The sequence below is a fragment of the Kitasatospora purpeofusca genome, from assembly GCF_000718025.1.
Taxonomy (GTDB): Bacteria; Actinomycetota; Actinomycetes; order Streptomycetales; family Streptomycetaceae; genus Kitasatospora; species Kitasatospora purpeofusca.
In genome coordinates this window covers 129,980-148,915 of record NZ_JODS01000016.1, presented here as the reverse complement: position 1 = coordinate 148,915, position 18,936 = coordinate 129,980, and the positions used below count along the sequence as shown (strand labels likewise).

General features: G+C 73.6%; 16 protein-coding genes. 8 read left to right on the top strand and 8 right to left on the bottom strand.

What is annotated here, in order from left to right; all coding sequences use genetic code 11:
• Positions 1–246 precede the first annotated feature (246 nt).
• Positions 247–1,608, bottom strand: coding sequence for an NsdA family TPR-like regulatory protein (locus IF01_RS0122950; protein WP_043477806.1), 1,362 nt, complete (start codon positions 1,606–1,608; stop codon positions 247–249).
• A 433-nt stretch (positions 1,609–2,041) separates the two neighbouring features.
• Here IF01_RS0122950 and IF01_RS42190 point away from each other — a divergent pair, with 433 nt between their 5' ends.
• Genes IF01_RS42190 through IF01_RS0122915 form a run of 7 tightly spaced genes read left to right on the top strand, consistent with a single transcriptional unit; the run spans position 2,042 to position 9,402 of the window.
• Complete coding sequence (locus IF01_RS42190) at positions 2,042–2,977, top strand: acyltransferase domain-containing protein (protein WP_063764279.1); 936 nt, start codon at positions 2,042–2,044, stop codon at positions 2,975–2,977.
• Entirely contained in the window at positions 2,974–4,863 is a 1,890-nt protein-coding gene (locus IF01_RS48420; RefSeq protein ID WP_157855315.1) for an acyl-CoA dehydrogenase family protein, read from the top strand. The genes IF01_RS42190 and IF01_RS48420 overlap by 4 nt, the downstream gene beginning before the upstream one ends.
• 35 nt (positions 4,864–4,898) lie before the next feature.
• The gene (locus tag IF01_RS0122935) at positions 4,899–5,900 is read left to right on the top strand and encodes a 3-oxoacyl-ACP synthase III family protein (protein ID WP_037780810.1); all 1,002 of its coding nucleotides are present in this window, start codon (positions 4,899–4,901) and stop codon (positions 5,898–5,900) included.
• Between the two features lie 28 nt (positions 5,901–5,928).
• The gene (locus IF01_RS0122930) at positions 5,929–6,768 is read left to right on the top strand and encodes an SDR family NAD(P)-dependent oxidoreductase (protein WP_030395384.1); all 840 of its coding nucleotides are present in this window, start codon (positions 5,929–5,931) and stop codon (positions 6,766–6,768) included.
• On the top strand, positions 6,765–7,898 hold the full coding sequence (locus IF01_RS0122925; RefSeq protein WP_051755974.1) for a beta-ketoacyl-ACP synthase 3: 1,134 nt from the start codon (positions 6,765–6,767) through the stop codon (positions 7,896–7,898). Before IF01_RS0122930 ends, IF01_RS0122925 begins: the two co-directional genes overlap by 4 nt.
• Complete coding sequence (locus tag IF01_RS0122920; protein ID WP_030395382.1) at positions 7,895–8,161, top strand: acyl carrier protein; 267 nt, start codon at positions 7,895–7,897, stop codon at positions 8,159–8,161. Before IF01_RS0122925 ends, IF01_RS0122920 begins: the two co-directional genes overlap by 4 nt.
• Complete coding sequence (locus IF01_RS0122915; RefSeq protein ID WP_030395381.1) at positions 8,158–9,402, top strand: beta-ketoacyl-[acyl-carrier-protein] synthase family protein; 1,245 nt, start codon at positions 8,158–8,160, stop codon at positions 9,400–9,402. The genes IF01_RS0122920 and IF01_RS0122915 overlap by 4 nt, the downstream gene beginning before the upstream one ends.
• 377 nt (positions 9,403–9,779) lie before the next feature.
• Here the strand turns inward: IF01_RS0122915 and IF01_RS0122905 are convergent, their stop codons facing one another.
• The 6 genes from IF01_RS0122905 to IF01_RS0122880 all read right to left on the bottom strand — a co-directional run bounded on the left by IF01_RS0122905 (position 9,780) and on the right by IF01_RS0122880 (position 15,459).
• Positions 9,780–10,451, bottom strand: a complete 672-nt coding sequence (locus tag IF01_RS0122905) for an alpha/beta fold hydrolase (RefSeq protein WP_030395380.1) — start codon at positions 10,449–10,451, stop codon at positions 9,780–9,782.
• Between the two features lie 340 nt (positions 10,452–10,791).
• A complete protein-coding gene (locus tag IF01_RS0122900; protein ID WP_157855314.1) occupies positions 10,792–11,307 on the bottom strand; it encodes an RICIN domain-containing protein in 516 nt (171 codons plus the stop codon).
• A 134-nt stretch (positions 11,308–11,441) separates the two neighbouring features.
• The gene (locus tag IF01_RS0122895) at positions 11,442–11,879 is read right to left on the bottom strand and encodes a glutaredoxin domain-containing protein (protein WP_030395378.1); all 438 of its coding nucleotides are present in this window, start codon (positions 11,877–11,879) and stop codon (positions 11,442–11,444) included.
• Positions 11,880–12,055: 176 nt separating this feature from the next.
• A complete protein-coding gene (locus IF01_RS0122890) occupies positions 12,056–13,396 on the bottom strand; it encodes an ABC transporter substrate-binding protein (protein ID WP_030395377.1) in 1,341 nt (446 codons plus the stop codon).
• An 88-nt stretch (positions 13,397–13,484) separates the two neighbouring features.
• Positions 13,485–14,423 carry a carbohydrate ABC transporter permease gene (locus tag IF01_RS0122885; protein WP_030395376.1) on the bottom strand — a complete coding sequence of 313 codons (939 nt, stop codon included), beginning with the start codon at positions 14,421–14,423 and terminating at the stop codon, positions 13,485–13,487.
• 106 nt (positions 14,424–14,529) lie between these two features.
• Positions 14,530–15,459, bottom strand: coding sequence for a carbohydrate ABC transporter permease (locus IF01_RS0122880; RefSeq protein WP_030395375.1), 930 nt, complete (start codon positions 15,457–15,459; stop codon positions 14,530–14,532).
• Positions 15,460–15,795: 336 nt separating this feature from the next.
• Here IF01_RS0122880 and IF01_RS0122870 point away from each other — a divergent pair, with 336 nt between their 5' ends.
• Positions 15,796–16,818 carry a LacI family DNA-binding transcriptional regulator gene (locus tag IF01_RS0122870; protein WP_037780803.1) on the top strand — a complete coding sequence of 341 codons (1,023 nt, stop codon included), beginning with the start codon at positions 15,796–15,798 and terminating at the stop codon, positions 16,816–16,818.
• 112 nt (positions 16,819–16,930) lie between these two features.
• Here IF01_RS0122870 and IF01_RS0122865 read toward each other — a convergent pair whose 3' ends face one another.
• On the bottom strand, positions 16,931–18,682 hold the full coding sequence (locus tag IF01_RS0122865) for a glycoside hydrolase family 35 protein (protein ID WP_030395373.1): 1,752 nt from the start codon (positions 18,680–18,682) through the stop codon (positions 16,931–16,933).
• Positions 18,683–18,936 lie beyond the last annotated feature (254 nt).

Below are 18,936 nucleotides of genomic sequence, written 5' to 3'. Positions count from 1 at the left end.
GAAGACCAACTCGAAGAAGCCCTGCGCATCAACGAACAACTCCGCCGCGACGCCGGACAGCAACCCGCCGCCGACACCTGATCCACCCACCAGGCCGACGAGACCGGCCTGTCGGTGAGCGAGACGCGCTCACGACAGGCCGCCCCGGGCACCGTCCCCCGGCAACCAGCAACCAGCAACCGGCCACCGGCCACCGGCCACCGGCCGACCGAGCAGCCCGTTCGCGGTCCCGTACCGCGTGACGCCTCAGCGGGGACCGAGGGCGCCGGCGCGTCGGAGGAGGTGGTGCGCGGCCGGCCGTCGGGAGTGGGGAAGCAGGAGGCCGGGTATCCGTGCCCTGGCCGCGCGGGCACGCCGGGAGGTCAGCATCGGGTAGACGTCGAGGAACTCGTGCCAGGTGGCGCAGGCGGCTTCGACCCGCCCGGCGGCGAGCTGGCGTTCGGCCAGCTTGCTCAGGACGACGGCACGGGAGCGGGACTCGGTCCGCGACCTGCGGGCGGCGGACGTCTCGAAGAACTCGATCGCCCTGGCCGGATCGCCGAGTTCGGCCTCGACGAGGGCACGTTGGTGGTCCCACGAAGCCCGGTGGTAGTCGCCGACCGGCGGCGGCGGGCCGGTCACGTCCGCCAGGAGGTCGCGGGCGCCGCCGATGTGGCGCAGTGCGGCCCTCCGCTCGCCGACCGCGGCTTCGGACAGGGCGAGCTGCCCCAGGACGGAGGCCCGGAGGCGCGGTGCCGAGGGACTGATGCGGCAGTCGGCGGCGGCCTGCGCCAGTCTCAGGCTCTGCCGCCGATGGCCGAGTTCGTAGGCCTGGGCGGCCATGATCCGTAGCGTCATCGCCTGGGTGGCCGTGTCGCCGGCGAGGCGGGCCAGGTCGAGGGCGAGGTGGTAGTACCGGGCGGCGAGGCCGTTGAGGTCGTCGTCGGCGTGCATGAAGGCGCACAGGTAGCACAGCCGGGCGGTGGCTCCGAGGATTCCGGCGCGCCGGACCGGCGGCGCGGACGCGGAGAGCATGTGCGCCGCCGTGGTCGCGAGGAACACGGCGAGCGCGATGCGGGCCCGGCCTCCGCCGTGGGCCCGGTCGATCGTGGAGAAGACGGGAAGCAACAGCTCCAGCATGTCCGGCTGTGCCGGGGGCCCCGCGTCGCCCACGGCCACGACCGGGCCGACGAGGTCCCCGAGCAGGACCGGCAGCGGACCCGGCCGCACGGTGACGCCCCCGCCGACGGACGGCGCCCGGTACGGGAGGAGGTACCCGTGGCGATCGGGTGCGGCGGCCGCGGAGGCGAGCTCCACGAGCGCTGCCGGGAGTTCCGGCGGCGGGACGACCGGTGGCGGGAGGACCGGCTGCGAGTCGCCGAAGCCGGCGTCGTCCAGGGTGACGGGCCGTCGCAGCCGACGGCTCAGGGCCGAGCAGACAAGGTGGGTGACGGGCTTGCGGGGGACCACGCCGGTGAGCCACTGGTGCACCGAGGCGCGCCCGTAGGACAGGGCGCACCCGGACTCCGTGCCGATCCGGTTGACGGCCCGGGCCAGTTGTTCTCCGGTCCACTCGGCTTCGCCGAGCAGTTCGCGAAGGCGGGTGTTCGGCACACGATGGACGCCCATGGCTCTCCTGCCGGGTCTTCGAGGCCCTGCCGACGGATGCCCGACCCGACCTCCGAGGCACGCGGTCGCGCTCCGCACTCTGCGCCATCCTAGCCGCCCGCACCATTTCGACGGATGCCCTTTTCCTCATCAACTCCGCTGATTCCAGTGGAAGTTGACACATCCGAACAATTGACGGCCCGACCGCCGGGAAGGCCCCGCGAGTTCGGTCGCAGACTCCACCATCAAGGACGACGGAACGTTTCTTCGAACCCAGCTCAGGGCGGAGGCGGGATCCATGATGTCCGGCCCACAGAGTCCCACGACCACCGGAAGTGTCGTACACATGTTCCCGGGTCAGGGGGATTTCGGCCTGACGGCACTGCTTCGTACACTTCCCCGCGCCCGGTCGCTCGCAACCGCGGTCACCGAGGTCTTCGAGGAGGCCGACGCCGTGGCCCCCGAATTCGGCGTGCCGCCGATCGGCCCCCGCCTGGCCGGCAGCCCACCGCTCAGCGTCGGCGCACTGGCCGCCGACCCGCCCGGGACCGTACAGCTCGCGCTGTTCGGCGTGTCGCTGGCGGTGCACCGGGCCCTCGAAGCCGACGGCTGCCGGGCGCACCGCCTCCTGGCGGTCAGCTTCGGCGAGATCCCCGCGCTCACCGCGGCCGGGTGCTGCTCGACCGCCGACGGGGCCCGCCTGGCATGCCGGCTCGGCCAGGTGCTCACCGGCCGCAGCGGCGGCATGACGCTGCTGGGCACGGGGCCGGCCGCAGCCGCCCGACTGATCGCCGCGGCAGGGCCGGGCGCCGGCGCCGTGGTGGTGGCCTGTGTCAACCACAGCGGGGAGACGGTGCTCTCCGGGCCCCTGGACGGGCTCTCCGTCCTCGAACGCTCGGCGACGGCGCGCGGCATACCGGCGCGACGGCTGCGGCTGCCGTTCATGAGCCACCATCCGGCGCTCACCCGCGAGGCCCGAGCGTTCGCGGACTTCGCCGGGCGGCTGCGCCTGACTCCCCCGCGCCGACCGGTCTACTCGGTGGTGAGCGGCCGGTTCCACCGGTCGGACACCGATCTGCCGGGAGCGCTGTCCGCCTGTCTGATCAGGCCCTTCGACCTGCCGGCGGTGCTCGGCGCAGGCCTGACGGACGCCTCGCTGATCGTCGAGGCGGGCACCGGCAGCACCTTGACGAACAGCGTGCGGCGGATCGATCCGTACCGGGAGGCGCTGGCCCCGATCGCCGACGGCCGATGGCCCACCGGCCCGCCGGCGCCGCTCCCCTCCCCGCCTCCCGGCCCGTCCCCCACCGCGACGGACACGGGTGCGTCGCACCACAGCCCGACCGCGACGACCCCTACGACCGCGACGACCGCGCGGAGGCACACATGAGCGCCGGACGACCGGCCGACGACCGGGCCCGGGCGATCGACGTCCTGACGCGCCTCTCGGGACTGCTCCCGCCCCGGCGGGCCACGGAGTTCGGGCAGCTCCTCGGGGACCACCGGGCAGGACACGAAGCCCTGCGCACCGACATCAGCGCGCACCGGCGGCTGGCGCGCCTGGCGGCATCACTGCCACCCGCCGCCGAGGTGGTCGCCGACCCGGCCCTTCTGGCCGCTCTCAGCGAGGCGACGGCACTGGCCGACCCCTCGCTCTACCAGACCTTCCTGTCCCACTACGTCCTGTGCGTCGGCTCGCTCGTCCTCCTCGGCGGCGAAGCCGCGGACGGGGGCGGCGCGCTCGCCCACGCCCGCACCAAGGGCTCCTTCATGGTCACCGAGATCGGCGAGGCCGGCAGCCACCTGGAGATCCGCACCGAGGCCCGGTTCGACCCGGTCCACCGCGAGTTCACGCTGCACACCCCGGACCGTCGGGCCGCGAAGTTCTCCTCCGTCGCGGCGTTCGGCCTGCCGCAACAGGCGGTGGTCTGCGCACGGTTGCTGGCCGGTGCCCAGGACGGGGGCGTGTTCTCCTTCCTCGTCGACATCACCGGAGCGGACGGCCGCCCGGTGCCGGGCGTGTCCGTCTCCGACCCGATAGCGGTCGACGCGCTCCCCCTGCCCTACGGCCTCGTCCGCTTCCACGGTGCCCGCGTCCCGTACGGCCGGTGGCTGGCGGACGGCGCCGCGATCGACCCCGCGGGCGTACTGCACGACCCCCTGTCCGGTCCCGACGCCCGGCTCCGGCGAACCCTGAGCTGTGGTCAGGGGCTCTGGGCCACCCTGCCGTCGGCGATGGCGGCCCTGTCGGGCCGCAGTGCGGCGATGGCCTGGCGGTTCAACGCGGGCCGCCGGTCGAACGGACGTCTGGCGCCCGGGAGGCCGCTCCTGGAGTACCGCACCCAGCAGCACGCCGTCGTCGGAGCCCTGGCAGCGGCCCACTCGCTGCGCCGCACCGCCCGGGCCGCCCTGTCCACCTGGGCGGACCTGCGCGCCTCGGGGGCCGCCGCCGGGCCGGACCCGGCGATGGCCTTCTCCCCCTGGGCCGCGGTCGACCGCTCGCTCGCCCTCCACAAAGCGCACAGCACCCGGACCGCTGCCGAGGTCATCGGCTCCCTGCAGCACCGCTGCGGGGTGTCGGGCCACTTCGACCGGAACCGGCTCCCGGGCTACCTCGGGTTCGCCCGAGCCTTCGACAACGCCGGCGGGGACAACACCCTCATCCTCCTGGACGCCGGCCGCGCCCTCGCCGAGGAAGCCGAGGAACGGGCCCGCTCGGGTCCGCCGCCGACCGACCCGGGCGCACTCCCGACCGACCCGACCGACCCGGATTGGTGGCCCGCGGTCGTCACCGCCCTGCAGGACCGCCTCGCCGCCGACCTCGCCGCGGCACGGTCCTCCCGCGCCGGGGCGGGCCACCGCGACCTGGAGCTGTGGAACCCGCTGCTGGAGGATGCCCTGGAACTGGGTGACGTCCAGGCCCGCCGGCTCGCGGCCGAGGCCGCTGCGGGAGGCAAGGACACGGACGGGCACGACCGGCCGGTTCCGCAGGCGGACGACCTCGCCGCGCTGGACGGCCTCCGCCAGGCCCGACGCCTGGCCGGCCCCCTGCTGGCCGCCGGCGTGCTCGCACCCTCCACCGTCCGCGGCCTGCCCGCGGCCATGGACGCCCTGTGCGACCGGCTGCACCGGGCCCTGCCGGACATCGTGGCCGCCCTCGATCCCGGCGCCGCCGTCGCCCGGACCCCCTTGGACGGGCCCGACTGCACCACCGCACTCCTCACCGCCCACGGCGCCGCCACCGACGCCGACGAACGCACCTGGAGCACCTCGTGAACCCGAGCGGATCCCCCGGCATCGGCGTCCTCGGCATGGGCACCCACCTGCCCGCCACGGTGCGCGGCAACCACGAGGTCGGCCCGCCCGCCGGTGTCTCGGCCACCTGGATCACCGAACGCACCGGCGTGACCGAACGGCACCGGGCCGCACCCCACGAGGCCGCCTCGGACCTGGCGGCAGCCGCCGTACTGGCTGCCTGCGAAGCCGCCAAAGTCGCGCCGGACCGGCTCGACCTCGTCGTCGCGGCCACCTCCACACCGGACGAGCTCGGACCGGCCACCGCCTGCCGCGTCCAGGCCCTGACAGGCGCCACCAACGCCGTCGCCCTCGACGTCAGCGCGGCCTGCTCCGGCTGGCTGTTCGCCGCCAAGGTCGCCCACGCCTGGCTGGCCACGACGCCCGGTGCCCGGCACGCGGCGGTCGTCGGCGTCGAGGCCTACTCGAAGTTCGTCGACCCCACCCACCGCGGCACCGCCGTCCTGTTCGCCGACGGCGCCGCCGCGGCGGTCCTGGGCCCCGTCGACGGGGACGGCGGCTTCCACGACTTCCACCTCGGCTCGGACGGCCGCGGCGCGCACCACGTGCTCATCCCCGCCGGCGGCAGCCGGATCCCCGCCGGGACGGCGAGCCTGGACGCGGGGCTGCACCACATCCACATGGACGGCCGCGCCGTACGCGACTTCATCACCGAGATCTTCCCCCGCCTGGTGGAGCACGCCCTCACCCACCACGGTCTCGGCCTCGACGACGTCGACGCCTTCATCACCCACCAGCCCAATCCCGTGCTCCTGCGCGCCGTCGCGGACCGGATCGGCATCCCGGCCGAACGCCTGCACATCACCGGGGACCTCACGGGCAACATCGGCGCGGCCTCCGCCCCGTTCGCACTCGCCGACGCCGCCGCCCGGGGGCTGCTGGCCGACCGGGCGCGCGTGCTCGTCTGCGTCTTCGGCGCCGGCCTGACCTGGGGCAGCACCCTGCTCACCTGGACGGGGGCGCGCTCCCTGCGCGCGTCCGCCCGAAGCGCCGACTGACACCCCGCCGGAAACCGGAGGAAGCCCCATGACCGTCCTCGACCACTTCCGCCTCGACGGCCGCCGCGCGCTGGTGACCGGCGCCTCCCGCGGCATCGGCCGGGCCGTGGCCGTCGCGCTCGCCCAGGCCGGCGCCCGACTGGCCCTCTCCGCCCGCACCGCGCCCGCGCTGAAGCACACCGTCGACCAGGTGCTCCGCTACGGGGCGTCCCCGGTCCTGGTGCCCGGCGATCTCGCCGACACCGGCCGGGCCGTCCTCGTCGACCTCGCCGCCGAGGCCCTGGGCGGCCTCGACATCGTCGTCCACAACGCCGGCGTCCTGCCCACCAACCCCGACGGAAGCACGCTCCTCGCACCGCTGCAGCACCTCCCCCAGGCCGCCTGGGACGAGGTCGTCTCGGTCAACCTCAACGCCACCGCGGCGATCTGCCGCCACGCCCACCCGTACCTGGAGCGGTCCGACGGCGCCAGCCTGGTGCTGATGTCCTCCGTCGCGGGTCTGGTCGGCACGCCCATGATGGAGGCGTACGCCGCGACCAAGGCCGCCCAGGTCTCCCTCGCCCGCAGTCTCGCCGCCGGCTGGGCCCGCAGCGGCATCCGGGTCAACGCCCTCTGTCCCGGCTGGGTCCGCACCGACATGACGGCCGCCGTGCACAGCGACGCCGCGCTCAGCGACTGGCTGCTGGCCCACGTTCCCCTGGGGCGCTGGGCCGAACCGGAGGAGGTCGCCGCAGCGGCGCTGTTCCTGGCCTCGCCCGCGTCCGCCTTCCTCACCGGGCAGGCGATCGCCCTGGACGGCGGCCTCTCGGTCCCCGACGGCGGACTCGCGGGCACCCCCAAGCCGCCCTCCCCGTTCGCAGCGCCATGACCTCCCCGCCTTCCGCCCCCGGCGACCGCGCCAGGGCGGTGATCGCCGGCATCGGCTCCTGCCTCCCACCCCTGGTGGTGACCAACACCCAGGTCATCGCCCGTGGCAACCTGGACACCACCGATGCGTGGATCACCGGCCGCACCGGCATCCACCGCCGACGGCTGGCCGGGCCCGCCGTCAGCACCGGAGACCTCGCCACGGCCGCCGCCCGCGCGGCGATCGACTCCGCCGGATCCGCCGTCCCGCGACCCGACCTGCTGCTGCTGGCCACCACCACGCCGGACCGGCCCTGCCCCGCCACCGCACCGGAGGTCGCCCACCGGCTCGGTCTCGGAACGGTCCCCGCGTTCGACCTCGCGGCCGTCTGCTCGGGCTTCCTCTACGGCCTGGTCACGGCCTCCGCCCTGCTCCGCAGCGGGACCTGCCGGGCACCCCTGGTGGTCGCCGCCGAGAAGTACTCGACGATCGTCGACCCCTTCGACCGCGACACCGCACCGCTGTTCGGCGACGCCGCCGCCGCGGTGGCGCTCCGTCTCGGGGACGCCGACGAGCCCGGGGCCGTGCTGGAGACCGACTGGGGAAGCGACGGCGGTGGAAGCGACCTGATCACCGTCGCCGCGGGCGGCTCGCGGCTGCCCGCCGCCGCCGCCACCGGCATCGGCATCGACACCGGCATTGGCATCGACACCCCCGGACACGGCGACCGCTGCTTCCGGATGCGCGGACGCCAGGTCTACGCCCACGCCGTGCGCCGCATGACCTCCTCCTCCGAGGCCGTGCTCGCCACCACCGGCTGGCGGCCCGAGGAGGTCCGGGCCTTCATCGGGCACCAGGCCAATCAGCGGATCCTGGACGCCGTCGCCGACCGCCTCGGCGTCCCGCCGCGGCACCGCCTGGGCAACATCCGCGAGGTCGGCAACACCGCCGGCGCCTCCGTACCGCTCGCCCTCGCGGACGCAGCCGCCCGGCACGCCTGCGCCCCGGGCGCCCGCACCCTGCTCACCGCCTTCGGCGGCGGCCTCACCTGGGCGTCCGCGACCCTGCTGTGGCCGGACGCACCCGTGCGGACGGCCGCCCCCGAACCCCGCCCGCCGCTCCACGACCACCAGGAGGTCAGCCCACCGTGAACCCCGTCCGCGAACACCTGGTCACCCTGCTCACCGAGAAGTTCGAGGCGCCGCCCGGCTCGATCCACGACGATGCCGCCCTCGGGGACCTCGACCTCGACTCCCTCGCCCGGGTCGAACTGGTCTTCAGCCTCCAGGACCACTGGGGTGTGCCCCTGGACGACGACCGCGACTCCACCGGCGATGTGACGGTGGGCCGACTCGTCGACCGCATCGAGACCCTGCTCGCGCAGTCCGCCCAAGAGCCCGACCGATCCGAATGAGCACGGCTCACCCACCGCTCGCCGTCACCGGGATCGGCCTGGTCACCCCGGCCGGCCACGGAGCCGGGCCGACCTGGCGCGGTGTCCTGGGAGCCGTCGGCACAGCCGCCCCCGACCCGGCGCTCACCGGCCTGCCCGTCGTACTGTCCTGCCGGGTCCCCGAGGACTCCGCGACGCAGGCCGGAGAACGCCGCTCCTGGCAGCTGGACCGCGCCACCCGCTTCGCCCTCGCCGCGGCCCGGGAAGCCGTCGCAGACGCGGGCCTCGATCCCGCACGCTGGGACGGCGCACGGGTCGCGGTGGTCCTCGGCTCCGCGGCCGGAGGCGTGGGCAGTTACGAGCACGCGGCGGAGCGCCTGCGCACCCTGGGACCCGCAGCCGTGTCCCCCGCGGCGCTTCCCGCCTTCCTGCCGAACATGGCCGCGGGCCGGATCGCCATCGAATTCGGCACGACGGGCCCGGTGATGCACACCGCCACCGCCTGCGCCTCCGGGGCCACCGCCATCCACACCGCGGCCCTGCTGCTCCGCACCGGAGCCTGCGACGTCGCCCTGGCCGGCGGCACCGACGCCATGATCACTCCGGTCTGCGTCTCCGGGTTCGCCAGGATGAAGGCCCTTTCCCGCAACACCGATCCCACCCGCGCCTCCCGTCCGTTCGACGCGGACCGCGACGGCTTCGTCATCGGCGAGGGGGCGGGCTTCCTCGTCCTGGAACGCCTGGCGGACGCGGCCTCGCGCCGGGCCGCCCCCAGGGCGCTGCTGGTCGGCGCCGGGACGGCCGCCGACGCCTTCCACCCGGTCGCACCGCACCCGGACGCCCGCGGTCTCGAACAAGCCGTCCGACTGGCCCTCGCCGAGGCCGGGGCCGGCCTCGGCGACGTCGACCACATCAACGCGCACGGCACCAGCACCCCGCTCAACGACTCCGCGGAGGCCCGCCTGATCCACCGGCTCTTCGCCCGGCGCCCCCCGTCGGTCACCTCCGCCAAGGGCGTGCTCGGCCATACGATGGGCGCCGCCGGCGCCATCGAGGCAGCCCTGACGGTTCTCACCGTGCAACACCGACTCGTGCCCGGAACAGCGGGGTTCGCCCTCCCCGACTGGGACACCGGTGGGATCGACCTGGTCCTCGACGGCCCCCGCCGCCAACGCCTCCGGCTCGCGCTGAGCACCTCGGCCGGATTCGGCGGCCACAACACCGCCCTCGCCTTCGCCCCCGCCGGCCCGTCCCCGGACTGACCGGTGCGCGCGGCGCCGGTGCGGGAGCAGTCGACGCACGGTCCCTGGTCGTGCCGGAGGGCGAAGAGCTCCAGCAGGTGGGTGCGTTCCCGCAGGTGGTGCGGATCAGTGGGCACGTCGACCCCGGGCATCAGGCTCGGCGGCGGCCCGCGACGCGCTCGGGGATCGGCCGGCGCACGTCGTGCACCCGTCCGAGACGTTCGGCGAGTCGGACGACGGCGGCGGCGGTGGGGTCGATTCGCTCCAAGGGGTGACCTCCATGGCACCGCCCTGGAGAACGTCGAGGGCCTGCGGCCGCTGACGGACACGGCCTCAGGCGCACGGAGATCCCCGGAGGGTCTGGCGCGCGGGCCCGGGCTCCACCCACGAGCCCGCGATCACTGCGTCCCGTGCCACGCCGTGGTGACGGCGACGATGGTCCGGGCCAGGGCCGCGGGCTGCTCGCGGGCGATGAGGTGTCCGGCGCCCTGGACGGGCCGGACGGTGGTGCGCGGAGCCAGGCGCAGCAGCTGGTCGATGTCCTCGGCGGTGACCGAGGAGCCGGTGTCACCGTGGACGAGCAGGACGGGGAGGTCGAGTTCCGCGGTGATCCGCCGGAGCCGTGGGACCTGGCCGAGGATGTCCTCGACGAGCAGGGTGTAGGCGCCGGTCAGGCCGCCTGCGGCGAGGAAGCGGCGGACCCGGGCGGGGTCGAGGCAGGGGACGACATCGACCAGCACCAGTCCTGCCACCCGTGCCCGCGTCGCCGGATCGGCGAGGGCGGCGACGGCGGCGAGTCCGCCCAGCGAGGCACCGACGACCACGGCGCCCGGCGGCTCGGCCAGGAGCATCGCGGCGATGTCCTCCGCGCACGGGGCCAGCGCCTGCGGACGGCCGTCACTGTCACCGTGGCCCCGCTGGTCGTAGGCGACGCAGCGGAAGCCGGCCCCGACGAGGACCTCGCTGACGGGAGCCCACACCTTGCGGCGTTCACCTCCGGCATGGAGCAGGAGGTAGGTCGGTCCGGCACCGACCTCCTCCCCCCGCAGGACCGCATCGGGGCGAGCCATCCACCGAGGCTGCGGGACGGCCGGATCTACCGGTTCCATCATGGACCTGACACCTCACCTTCTTCTCCCCCGCCCGAAGGAATCGGGTCGTCAGGGGCCGCCCGGTCCCCCCGAACCCGAACGCGACGTCCAGTACCGCCCGAAGACGCACACCAGGAACCGAAACTACACCGGGCCCGTGCCCGTCGAAGGCACAACGGCAGACCGTGCTCCCCATCGCCCCGCCGGCCAGCCGGCTCGGGGTGGTTCCTCCGCGTTGCGGCCGTCGCCGCTCGCGGCGGGGCGGGCACCACTCCGGGCGCCGGCCCCACCGCAGCGGGTCAGTGATCGTCGGCCGGGGTCAGAACGCCGGCCGCCAGGCGCGGGACGGGTCGGAGTCGCAGTTGTAGATGACGGTGGGCGTGTTGTTCGCGCCGCCGCCACCGGCCGGGCTCAGGCACTTGCCGCTGCTGTAGTTCACCAGGTAGGTGCCGCTGAAGTACCACAACCGCGACGAGTCGTCGTCGCAGAGGTAGATGACGGTGGCCGTGTTGTTGCCGCCGGCACCGCCCGCCGGGCTCAGACACTTGCCGCTGTTGATGTTGAGCACCTGCCAGGTGTTGTTGCCCTTGTTGACCAGGTACCACTGGCGGGACGCGTCGGAGTCGCAGTTGTAGATGACGGTGGGCGTGTTGTTGGCCCCGCCGCCACCGGCCGGGCTCAGGCACTTGCCGCTGTTGATGTTCTGCAGGTACGAGCCGAGCCCTGCCCGGACGGCCTGGCCGGTGGCCGAGGCGGCGGGCGCGGAGAACAGCGCACCGCCGATCATGGCTGCCGCCGCTACGGCGACAGAGGTCCTACGGGAGATCCGTGCCACGGTCTGTGCTCCTTCTGATCGAGAGGACAGAGGAACCGGGGTAGCAGAAGAAGCCTCGCAGACGACCGATGACAGGTCCATGCCCATCCACGAAGAAGGCACAAAGACGTTCCGTCCCGTACGGACACCGTGGATCACACGGATCGGGAGAGCTGTTCGCGCACCCATTCGGGATCGGGGTTGGTGTGGGACCGACCTGCCACGACGACCGTCGGCACGGTCTCGTTGCCGTCGTTGGCCGCCCGGGCCACGGCGGCGCCCGCCGGGTCCCGCCAGATGTCGACCCAGTGAAGGCGGCGGGCGCTACGGCCCAGCCGGATGCGCAGCCGGATGCAGTACTTGCAGCCCGGCCTCCAGTAGACGACCGGTCGGCCGTCGACCGCGCTGCGGCGCTGCGCCTCCGCCGCGGCGACCGACCTCGGGAAGATCAGGGGCGAGTTCACGCCGGCGAGCGCCAGGAACGCCAGCAGGAGCCCCGCGGCCGCGCCGGGGCTCCCGGAGAAAAGCAGCCCGGCGGCGACGAACGAGCCGCAGAGCACGAACAGCAACGACAGGAACCATGGGCGTATCACGGTGACGCACGCTACCAACGGGGCGGCGTACTCCCCGGACCGGGCCGCCCACCTGGGAGTTGACCGGGCAGCACGGGGAGCCTCGCTGGGGCAGCCGCACACCGGACGGCATCGGCCCCGCCCTGCCGGGGTCGACCGACAGGGCGGGGGACGGGGCGGCAACTGGCCTACGACGGCTACTTGTTGACCGTGAACCCCTGGTCCTTGCCGTACTTGACGCTGGTCTCCTGCCAGGCGTTCAGGCCGGCCGTGAGCGTGGTGGAGGAGACGTACGCCTTGCCGACGGTGTCGTTGAAGACCGAGTTGGCGTACACCTGGAAGGGCAGGTAGGACCAGTCGGCGCCGACGTTGCGGGCGGAGTCCGCGAAGATCCGGTTCGCCTGCTGCCCGCCGAAGTACGGGAAGTCGGCGTCCAGGAAGGCCGGCGACTCCAGGTCGGCCCGGGTCGCGGGGAAGGCCCCGGCGGCGACCCGGGTGCTCGCGCCCGCGCCGGTGGTGGCGAACTCGGTGAAGGCGTAGGCGAGTTCCTTGTTCTTGGCTGCCTTCGGCACGGCCAGCGAGCTGCCGCCGTTCTCCGCGCTCGCCGTACCGCCCTTGGTCCACTGCGGGAGCGGGGCGACCCGCCAGTCGCCGGACGCGGCCGCCACACCGGAGACGAAGCTGGCCGGCATCCAGGCGCCGATGGCCAGGGTGGCCACCGTGCCGTCGGCCAGGCCCTTGTACCAGGAGTCGCTCCAGGAGCTGATCGGCGCGACCAGCTTCTCGTCGAGGAGCTTCTGCCAGGTGCCGGCGTACGTCCTGGTGCCCTGGTCGCCGAAGTCGACGGTGACGTCGGTGCCCTTGCTCTTGTAGGGGCGGCCCCCGGCCTGCCAGATCAGGCTGGTGGCGAAGCCCGCGTCACCGGTGTCGTTGGTGATGAAGAGCTTGGGGTCGGCCTTGTGGAGGGCACGGGCCGCCTCCACGTACTCGTCCCAGGTGGTCGGCACGGCGATGCCGTGCTGGTCGAAGACCTTCTTGTTGTAGAAGAGCGCCATGGGGCCGGAGTCCATCGGCAGGGCGTCGACGGCCCCGTCCCGGTGGACGGCGTTCCACGGGCCGGGGGTGAAGCCGGAGGCGAGCTTGTCCGCTCCGTACGGGGCGAGGTTCTCGACGGACTTGCCGATCGCGAACTGGCCGAGGGCGTAGTACTCGATCTGCGCCACGTCGGGGGCTCCGGAGCCGGCCGCGATCGCGTTCTGCAGGGCGGTGTACTGCTTGTCGCCGGTGCCCGCGTTGACCAGCTCCACGTCCACCTTCGGGTACTTCTTCTCGAAGTCCTCCGCGACCTTCTTCAGCGTGGGTTCCCAGGCCCACACCGTCACCTTGCCGCCCTTCTCCAGCGCGGCGGCGACGTCCTTCGGTCCTGCGGAGGCGGAGCCGTCGTCCGTGCCGCCGGAGCCGCAGGCCGTTGCGCCGAGGGCGAGTGCGGACACCACGGCGACGGCGCCGAGCAGTCTGCGGGTGACGGGGGTGCGCATACGCATGGGGGAGCTCCTGAGGACGAGGGTGGGAGAGGGTGCGGTGCGGGTGGTGCAGGTGGGAGGGGAAGCTATGAGGGTGGTGCAGTCACTCCTTGACGCTGCCCGCGGCCAGGCCGGACTGCCAGTAGCGCTGGAGCAGCAGGAACACCGCCACGATCGGGACGATCGTGAGCAGGGACCCTGTGATGACGATGTCGAAGACGGGTTCGCCGCCGGCGGTCTGCGCCTGGGCGTTCCACGCGTTGAGCCCGAGGGTGAGCGGGTACCAGTCAGGGTCCTTGATCATGATCAGCGGCAGGAAGTAGTTGTTCCAGGTCGCGACCATCGAGAACAGCAGCACGGTCACCGTCCCCGGCATCAGCAGCGGCAGGGCGATGCGGAAGAAGGTGCGCAGTTCGCCGGAGCCGTCGATCCGGGCGGCCTCCAGGAGTTCCGTGGGCACGGCCTCGGCGGCGAACACCCACATCAGGTAGAGGCCGAACGGGGAGATCAGGGAGGGGATGATGACGGCCCACGGGGTGTTGGTGAGCCCCATCCTGCTGAACATCAGGAAGGTGGGCACGGCCAGCGCGGTGCCGGGTACGGCCACGGCCCCGATGACGACCGCGAAGACCGCCCGGCGGCCCGGGAAGGCGAACTTGGCGAGCGCGTAGCCGCCGAGGACGGCGAGGACGGTGGCGCCGCCCGCGCCGGCGGCCACGTAGAGCAGGGTGTTGAGCAGCCAGCGGACGAAGGCGCCGTCGTCGTAGGTGAGGGTCCGGGTGATGTTGTCCCACAGGTTGACGTCGTCGGCGAACCAGAGTCCGAAGGAGTTCATCAACCCCTTCTGGTCCTTGGTCGCGTTGATGAACAGCCAGGCGAGCGGGAGCAGGGTGTAGACCAGGACCAGCGCGGTGACCAGGGTGAGCGGGACGCTCGGACGGGGGCTCAGCGGGGTGCGGGGGCTCCGCCGGCGGCGCTTCGGATCGGAGCGTGCGGCGGACGGGGCGCCGGTGGTGGTGGCGCGGTCGGCCGGTGCGGTCATGGACGCAGCGGTGGTGGAACTGGACACGGAGGGGGTGGAGTCGGACGCGGAGGTGGCGGGGGTGGCCGCCGCTGCGGGCGCGGGGACGGGAGGGGTGGTCATCGGTTCAGCCCTTCCGCATGCCGCGCAGCTGGACGGTGTAGGCGATGACCGCGGTGATCACGCCCATCACGATGGCCACGGTGGCCGCGTAGTTGTGCTGCTGGCCCGCGAAGGACAGCGAGTAGGTGTAGAGGTTGGGGGTGAAGTCGCTGGTGATCGCGTTGGGGGCGAGCTTCTGGAGGATGCTCGGCTCGTTGAAGAGCTGGAAGCTGCCGATGATCGAGAAGATCGTCGCGATGACCAGCGAGCTGCGGATGGCCGGGAGTTTGACGGAGGCGATCACCCGCCACTCCCCCGCGCCGTCGATCGCCGCCGCCTCGTAGAGCGAGCGGGGGACGACCTTGAGGGCGGAGTAGAAGATCAGCATGTTGTAGCCGACGAACTCCCAGGTCACGATGTTGCCGATGGAGGCGAGGACCAGGGACGGCGAGAGCGGGTCGGGCAGGGTGACGCCGAGGGCGTCGTTGATGTTGCCGACCAGGCCGAAGCGGGTGCCGTACATGAAGCCCCAGATCAGGCTGGCGACGACGGCGGGGACGGCGTACGGGAGGAACACCGCGACCCGGAAGAACGTCCTGCCGTAGAGTCGGCCGCTGTCGATCGCGAGTGCGACCAGCAGCGCGACACCCAGCATCACGGGCACCTGGACCAGCAGGAAGAGCCCTACCCTGGCCAGGCCCTCCCAGAAGCGGGTGTCGGCGAGCGCCTCGCCGTAGTTCTCGAGGCCGACGAAGGAGGTGCCCCCGATGAGCCGGTCCTTGAAGAGGCTCAGGTACAGCGCGTACCCGATCGGGGCGAGGAGGACGAGGCCGAACACCGCGACGAACGGGCCGGCGAACCCCCAGCCCACGAGGGCCTCCTTGCGCAGCCGGAGGCGGGGACGTGGTCGGCGCGGGGGTGGTGCTTCCGTCGCGCGCGTCGAAAGGAGCGTCATGGCGGGGGTCCTTGCATCGGTGACCGGAAAGTGCGGTGGCGGAGGACGGGTGGCGAGTGCCCGGGGACCGGTGAACGGCTCCGCGGCGACTGGCCAACGAAGGATGTTTACGTAATCATCGGTGTGGCGATCGTGGCACTCCCGATGAGGAGCGTCAAGCACGAAGCAGAGACGAACGAGAGGAATCCGGTGAGGGGCATGCAGACGAGCGACCGGTCGGCCGGCACGGGCGCGGGGGGCGCGGGATCCGGCTCGGAGGCAGGCCGGGCGACCGACGGGGAGGCCGGCGGGACAGCCGGCGGCGGGCGCGGCCGGGGCCGGGCCCGCCGGGTCTCGATGGCGGACGTCGCCGCCCTCGCCGGGGTCTCCTCGCAGACGGTCTCGCGCGTCTCCAACGGCGACCCGGCCGTCATCGACAGCACCCGCCAGAAGGTCCTGGACGCCATGAAGGAGCTCGGCTACCGGCCCAACAGCGCCGCCCGCGCCCTCAAGCGCGGGGAGTTCCGGGCGATCGGCGTGATCACCATGGGCCTCTCCAGCACCGGCAACGTCCGGACCCTGGAGGCGATCGCGGGCTCGGCCGCCCGCGCCGGCTACGCCGTCACCCTGATCCCCCTCGACGCCCCGACGCAGGACAACGTCCGCGGCGCCTTCACCCGGCTCGACGAGCTGGCCGTCGACGCCGTCGTCCTCATCATGGAGGTGCACCTGCTCGACACGACCGCGTTGACCCTGCCGCCGCACGTCAAGGTGGTCGTGGTCGACTCCGACGCCACCGGGCGCTTCCCCGTCGTCGACACCGACCAGCGGCAGGGCGCCCGCACCGCCGTGCAGCACCTGCTCGACCTCGGGCACGAGACGGTCTGGCATGTCTCGGGCCCCGAGGAGTCCTTCGCGGCGGACCGCCGGTCGGACGCCTGGCAGGCGGTGCTGCGCGAGGAGGGACGACGGGTGCCGCCGGCGCAGCGCGGCGACTGGACGCCCGAGTCCGGGTACCGGGCAGGGCTGCGGCTCGCCGAACAGGCCGACTGCACCGCCGTGTTCGTCGCCAACGACCAGATGGCCCTGGGCGTGCTGCGGGCCTTCCACGAGCGGGGCCTGCGGGTCCCGCAGGACGTGAGCGTGGTCGGCTTCGACGACATCCCGGAGGCGGCCTCCTTCATTCCGCCGCTGACGACGATGCGTCAGGACTTCGCCCGGGTCGGCGAGTTGTGCGTGGACGCGGCGCTGCGGGAGCTGCGCGGCGAGACGGTGACGGGCGTCCGGCTGGTGCCGACCACCCTGGTCGAGCGGGCGAGCACGGCGGCCCCGCGGCCGGGCGCCGCCGTGACTCGGCAGAGGCCGGGCGGGCGGCGCTGACGGGGGCGCTGACAGGGGCGCCGAAGGACGCGTCCCACGGGCCGACCGACCGGCGGCCCTCCGGAGCGGCCGGACGCCGGGTCGCACAACCCGTCGTCCGGCCGCTCCCCCGTCACTCCCCGATCGGGCCGAGGTCCGGCGTCCCGCGGAACTCGACCGTGCGGGCGCGGTGCGCGGAGTGGAGTTCGAGCACCACGACCTCGTTGGTCCCGGCCCGCAGGACCGGTGCGGGCACGTACAGCGAACGCTGCGGCCCCCGGGACCAGTAGCGGCCGAGCGGGAAGCCGTTGACCCAGGCGTTGCCCTTGGTCCAGCCCTCCAGGTGGAGGAAGGTGTCGGCGGGCGCGGCGACCTCGAAGCCGCCGCGGTGGAAGGCGGGCCCGACGGGCGTCGGCGCACCGGCGGCGAAGGGCACGTCCGCCAGGCTGCTCAACGGGAGCGGGCGGCAGCTCCATTCGGCGGGTTCGGCCCCGTCGAGCAGGACCTTGCCCAGCAGTCCCTTGCGGTCGTGGATGCCGGGGCCGTAGTTGACCCGCCCCTGGTTCTCCACCAGGACGGTGAGGGTGCTCCCGGCGGCGGGGGCGGTGAAGGCCAGGGCGTGCTCGTGGTTCTCCCGCTCCAGGACGCCCACGGGCCGCCCGTCGACGAAGACCTGGGCGCGGTCGCGGACCTGCTCGACCTCCAGCAGGACCGGGCCGGCGGCCGGCAGCACGGTCTCGTAGAGCACGAAGCCGAAGTCCTGTGCCAGTTCCTCCATGGTGAGCGGCCGGGGCGAGCGGACGGCCGGTGCCAGGGCGGCGGCGTTCGGCAGCAGTTCGGCGCTCTCACCGAGCACGACCGGGGGGAGGGCGAGCTTGGGGCCGCGCGCGGGCACCGGCTCCTCGGGCACGGGGGCGTGCTTGGCGATGACCTCGCGGAAGGCGTGGTACTTCGCGGTCGGGTCCCCGGCCTCGTCGAGCGGCGCGTCGTAGTCGTAGGAGGTCACGGTCGGCCGGTAGGTGTGCTTGTCGTTGGCGCCGTTGGTGAAACCGAAGTTGGTGCCGCCGTGGAACATGTAGAAGTTGACCGAGGCGCCGGCGGAGAGGAGCTCGTCCAGCTCGCGGGCCGCGTCGTCCGGGTCGCGGACCACGTGCCCGGCACCCCAGCGGTCGAACCAGCCGATCCAGAACTCCGTGGTCAGCAGCGGCGAGTCGGGCCGCTTGCGGCGCAGCTCGGCCAGGTGCTCGGCGGCGCGGCTGCCGAAGTTGGCCGTGGCGAGCACGCCGGGCAGCGCGCCGCGTTCGAGGTCCGACGGCTGGTCGCAGGTGAACAGCGGCACGTCGATCCCGCAGCGTCGCAGCGAGTCGGCGAGGTGTTCCAGGTACGCGGTGTCCTCGCCGAACGCCCCGTACTCGTTCTCCACCTGGACGGCCAGGATCGGGCCGCCCCGCGAGGCCAGGTGGGGCAGGAGCGGGGTGAGCAGGCGGCGGAAGTAGTCGTCCACGGCGGCCAGGAACCGGGGGTCGCGGGAGCGCAGCCGGATGTCGGGTTCGGCGAGCAGCCAGGACGGGAGGCCGCCGCCCTCCCACTCGGCGCAGATGTAGGGGCCGGGGCGCAGCAGGACGTGCAGACCCTCGGCGGCGGCCAGTTCGACGAACCGGGGCAGGTCGAGCCCGCCGTCCAGCCGGAACTGCTCCGGCCGGGGCTGGTGGAGGTTCCAGGGCACGTAGGTCTCCACGGTGTTGAGGCCCATCAGCCGGGCCTTGTGCAGCCGGTCCGCCCACTGCGCGGGGTGGACCCGGAAGTAGTGGAGCCCACCGGACAGCAGCCGGAAGGGTTGGCCGTCGAGCAGGAAACCGGCCTGGTCTGTCTGGAGAACGGGCATGCGCGTCTTGCTCCTGTGGGAAGGGGTGCGGTGCGGCAGTGGGCCTGCCCCTTCGAATATGTTTACGTAACCATCGACCCCGTGGCAAGCTTCCGGGCAGCCGGGACGGTCCCACCGGAAGGGAGCATTGACGGGCGGACCGGGCAGCCCGCAGACTTCGCGTACCGGCGGCGCTCCCGTCCGGACCATCAACACCACCGCGGGCCGTCGCCCGCGGGCCGGCGGCGCCGCGAGCTCCTTGTCCGGTCCCGCCT

Excerpts from the sequence above, each read along its gene's own strand:
- IF01_RS0122950 (WP_043477806.1), bottom strand. The coding sequence starts at position 1,608 with ATGGGCGTCCATCGTGTGCCGAACACCCGCCTTCGCGAACTGCTCGGC.
- IF01_RS48420 (WP_157855315.1), top strand. The coding sequence starts at position 2,974 with ATGAGCGCCGGACGACCGGCCGACGACCGGGCCCGGGCGATCGACGTC.
- IF01_RS0122935 (WP_037780810.1), top strand. The coding sequence starts at position 4,899 with ATGGGCACCCACCTGCCCGCCACGGTGCGCGGCAACCACGAGGTCGGC.
- IF01_RS0122930 (WP_030395384.1), top strand. The coding sequence starts at position 5,929 with ATGACCGTCCTCGACCACTTCCGCCTCGACGGCCGCCGCGCGCTGGTG.
- IF01_RS0122925 (WP_051755974.1), top strand. The coding sequence starts at position 6,765 with ATGACCTCCCCGCCTTCCGCCCCCGGCGACCGCGCCAGGGCGGTGATC.
- IF01_RS0122915 (WP_030395381.1), top strand. The coding sequence starts at position 8,158 with ATGAGCACGGCTCACCCACCGCTCGCCGTCACCGGGATCGGCCTGGTC.
- IF01_RS0122905 (WP_030395380.1), bottom strand. The coding sequence starts at position 10,451 with ATGGCTCGCCCCGATGCGGTCCTGCGGGGGGAGGAGGTCGGTGCCGGA.
- IF01_RS0122890 (WP_030395377.1), bottom strand. The coding sequence starts at position 13,396 with ATGCGCACCCCCGTCACCCGCAGACTGCTCGGCGCCGTCGCCGTGGTG.
- IF01_RS0122885 (WP_030395376.1), bottom strand. The coding sequence starts at position 14,423 with ATGACCGCACCGGCCGACCGCGCCACCACCACCGGCGCCCCGTCCGCC.
- IF01_RS0122880 (WP_030395375.1), bottom strand. The coding sequence starts at position 15,459 with ATGACGCTCCTTTCGACGCGCGCGACGGAAGCACCACCCCCGCGCCGA.
- IF01_RS0122870 (WP_037780803.1), top strand. The coding sequence starts at position 15,796 with ATGGCGGACGTCGCCGCCCTCGCCGGGGTCTCCTCGCAGACGGTCTCG.
- IF01_RS0122865 (WP_030395373.1), bottom strand. The coding sequence starts at position 18,682 with ATGCCCGTTCTCCAGACAGACCAGGCCGGTTTCCTGCTCGACGGCCAA.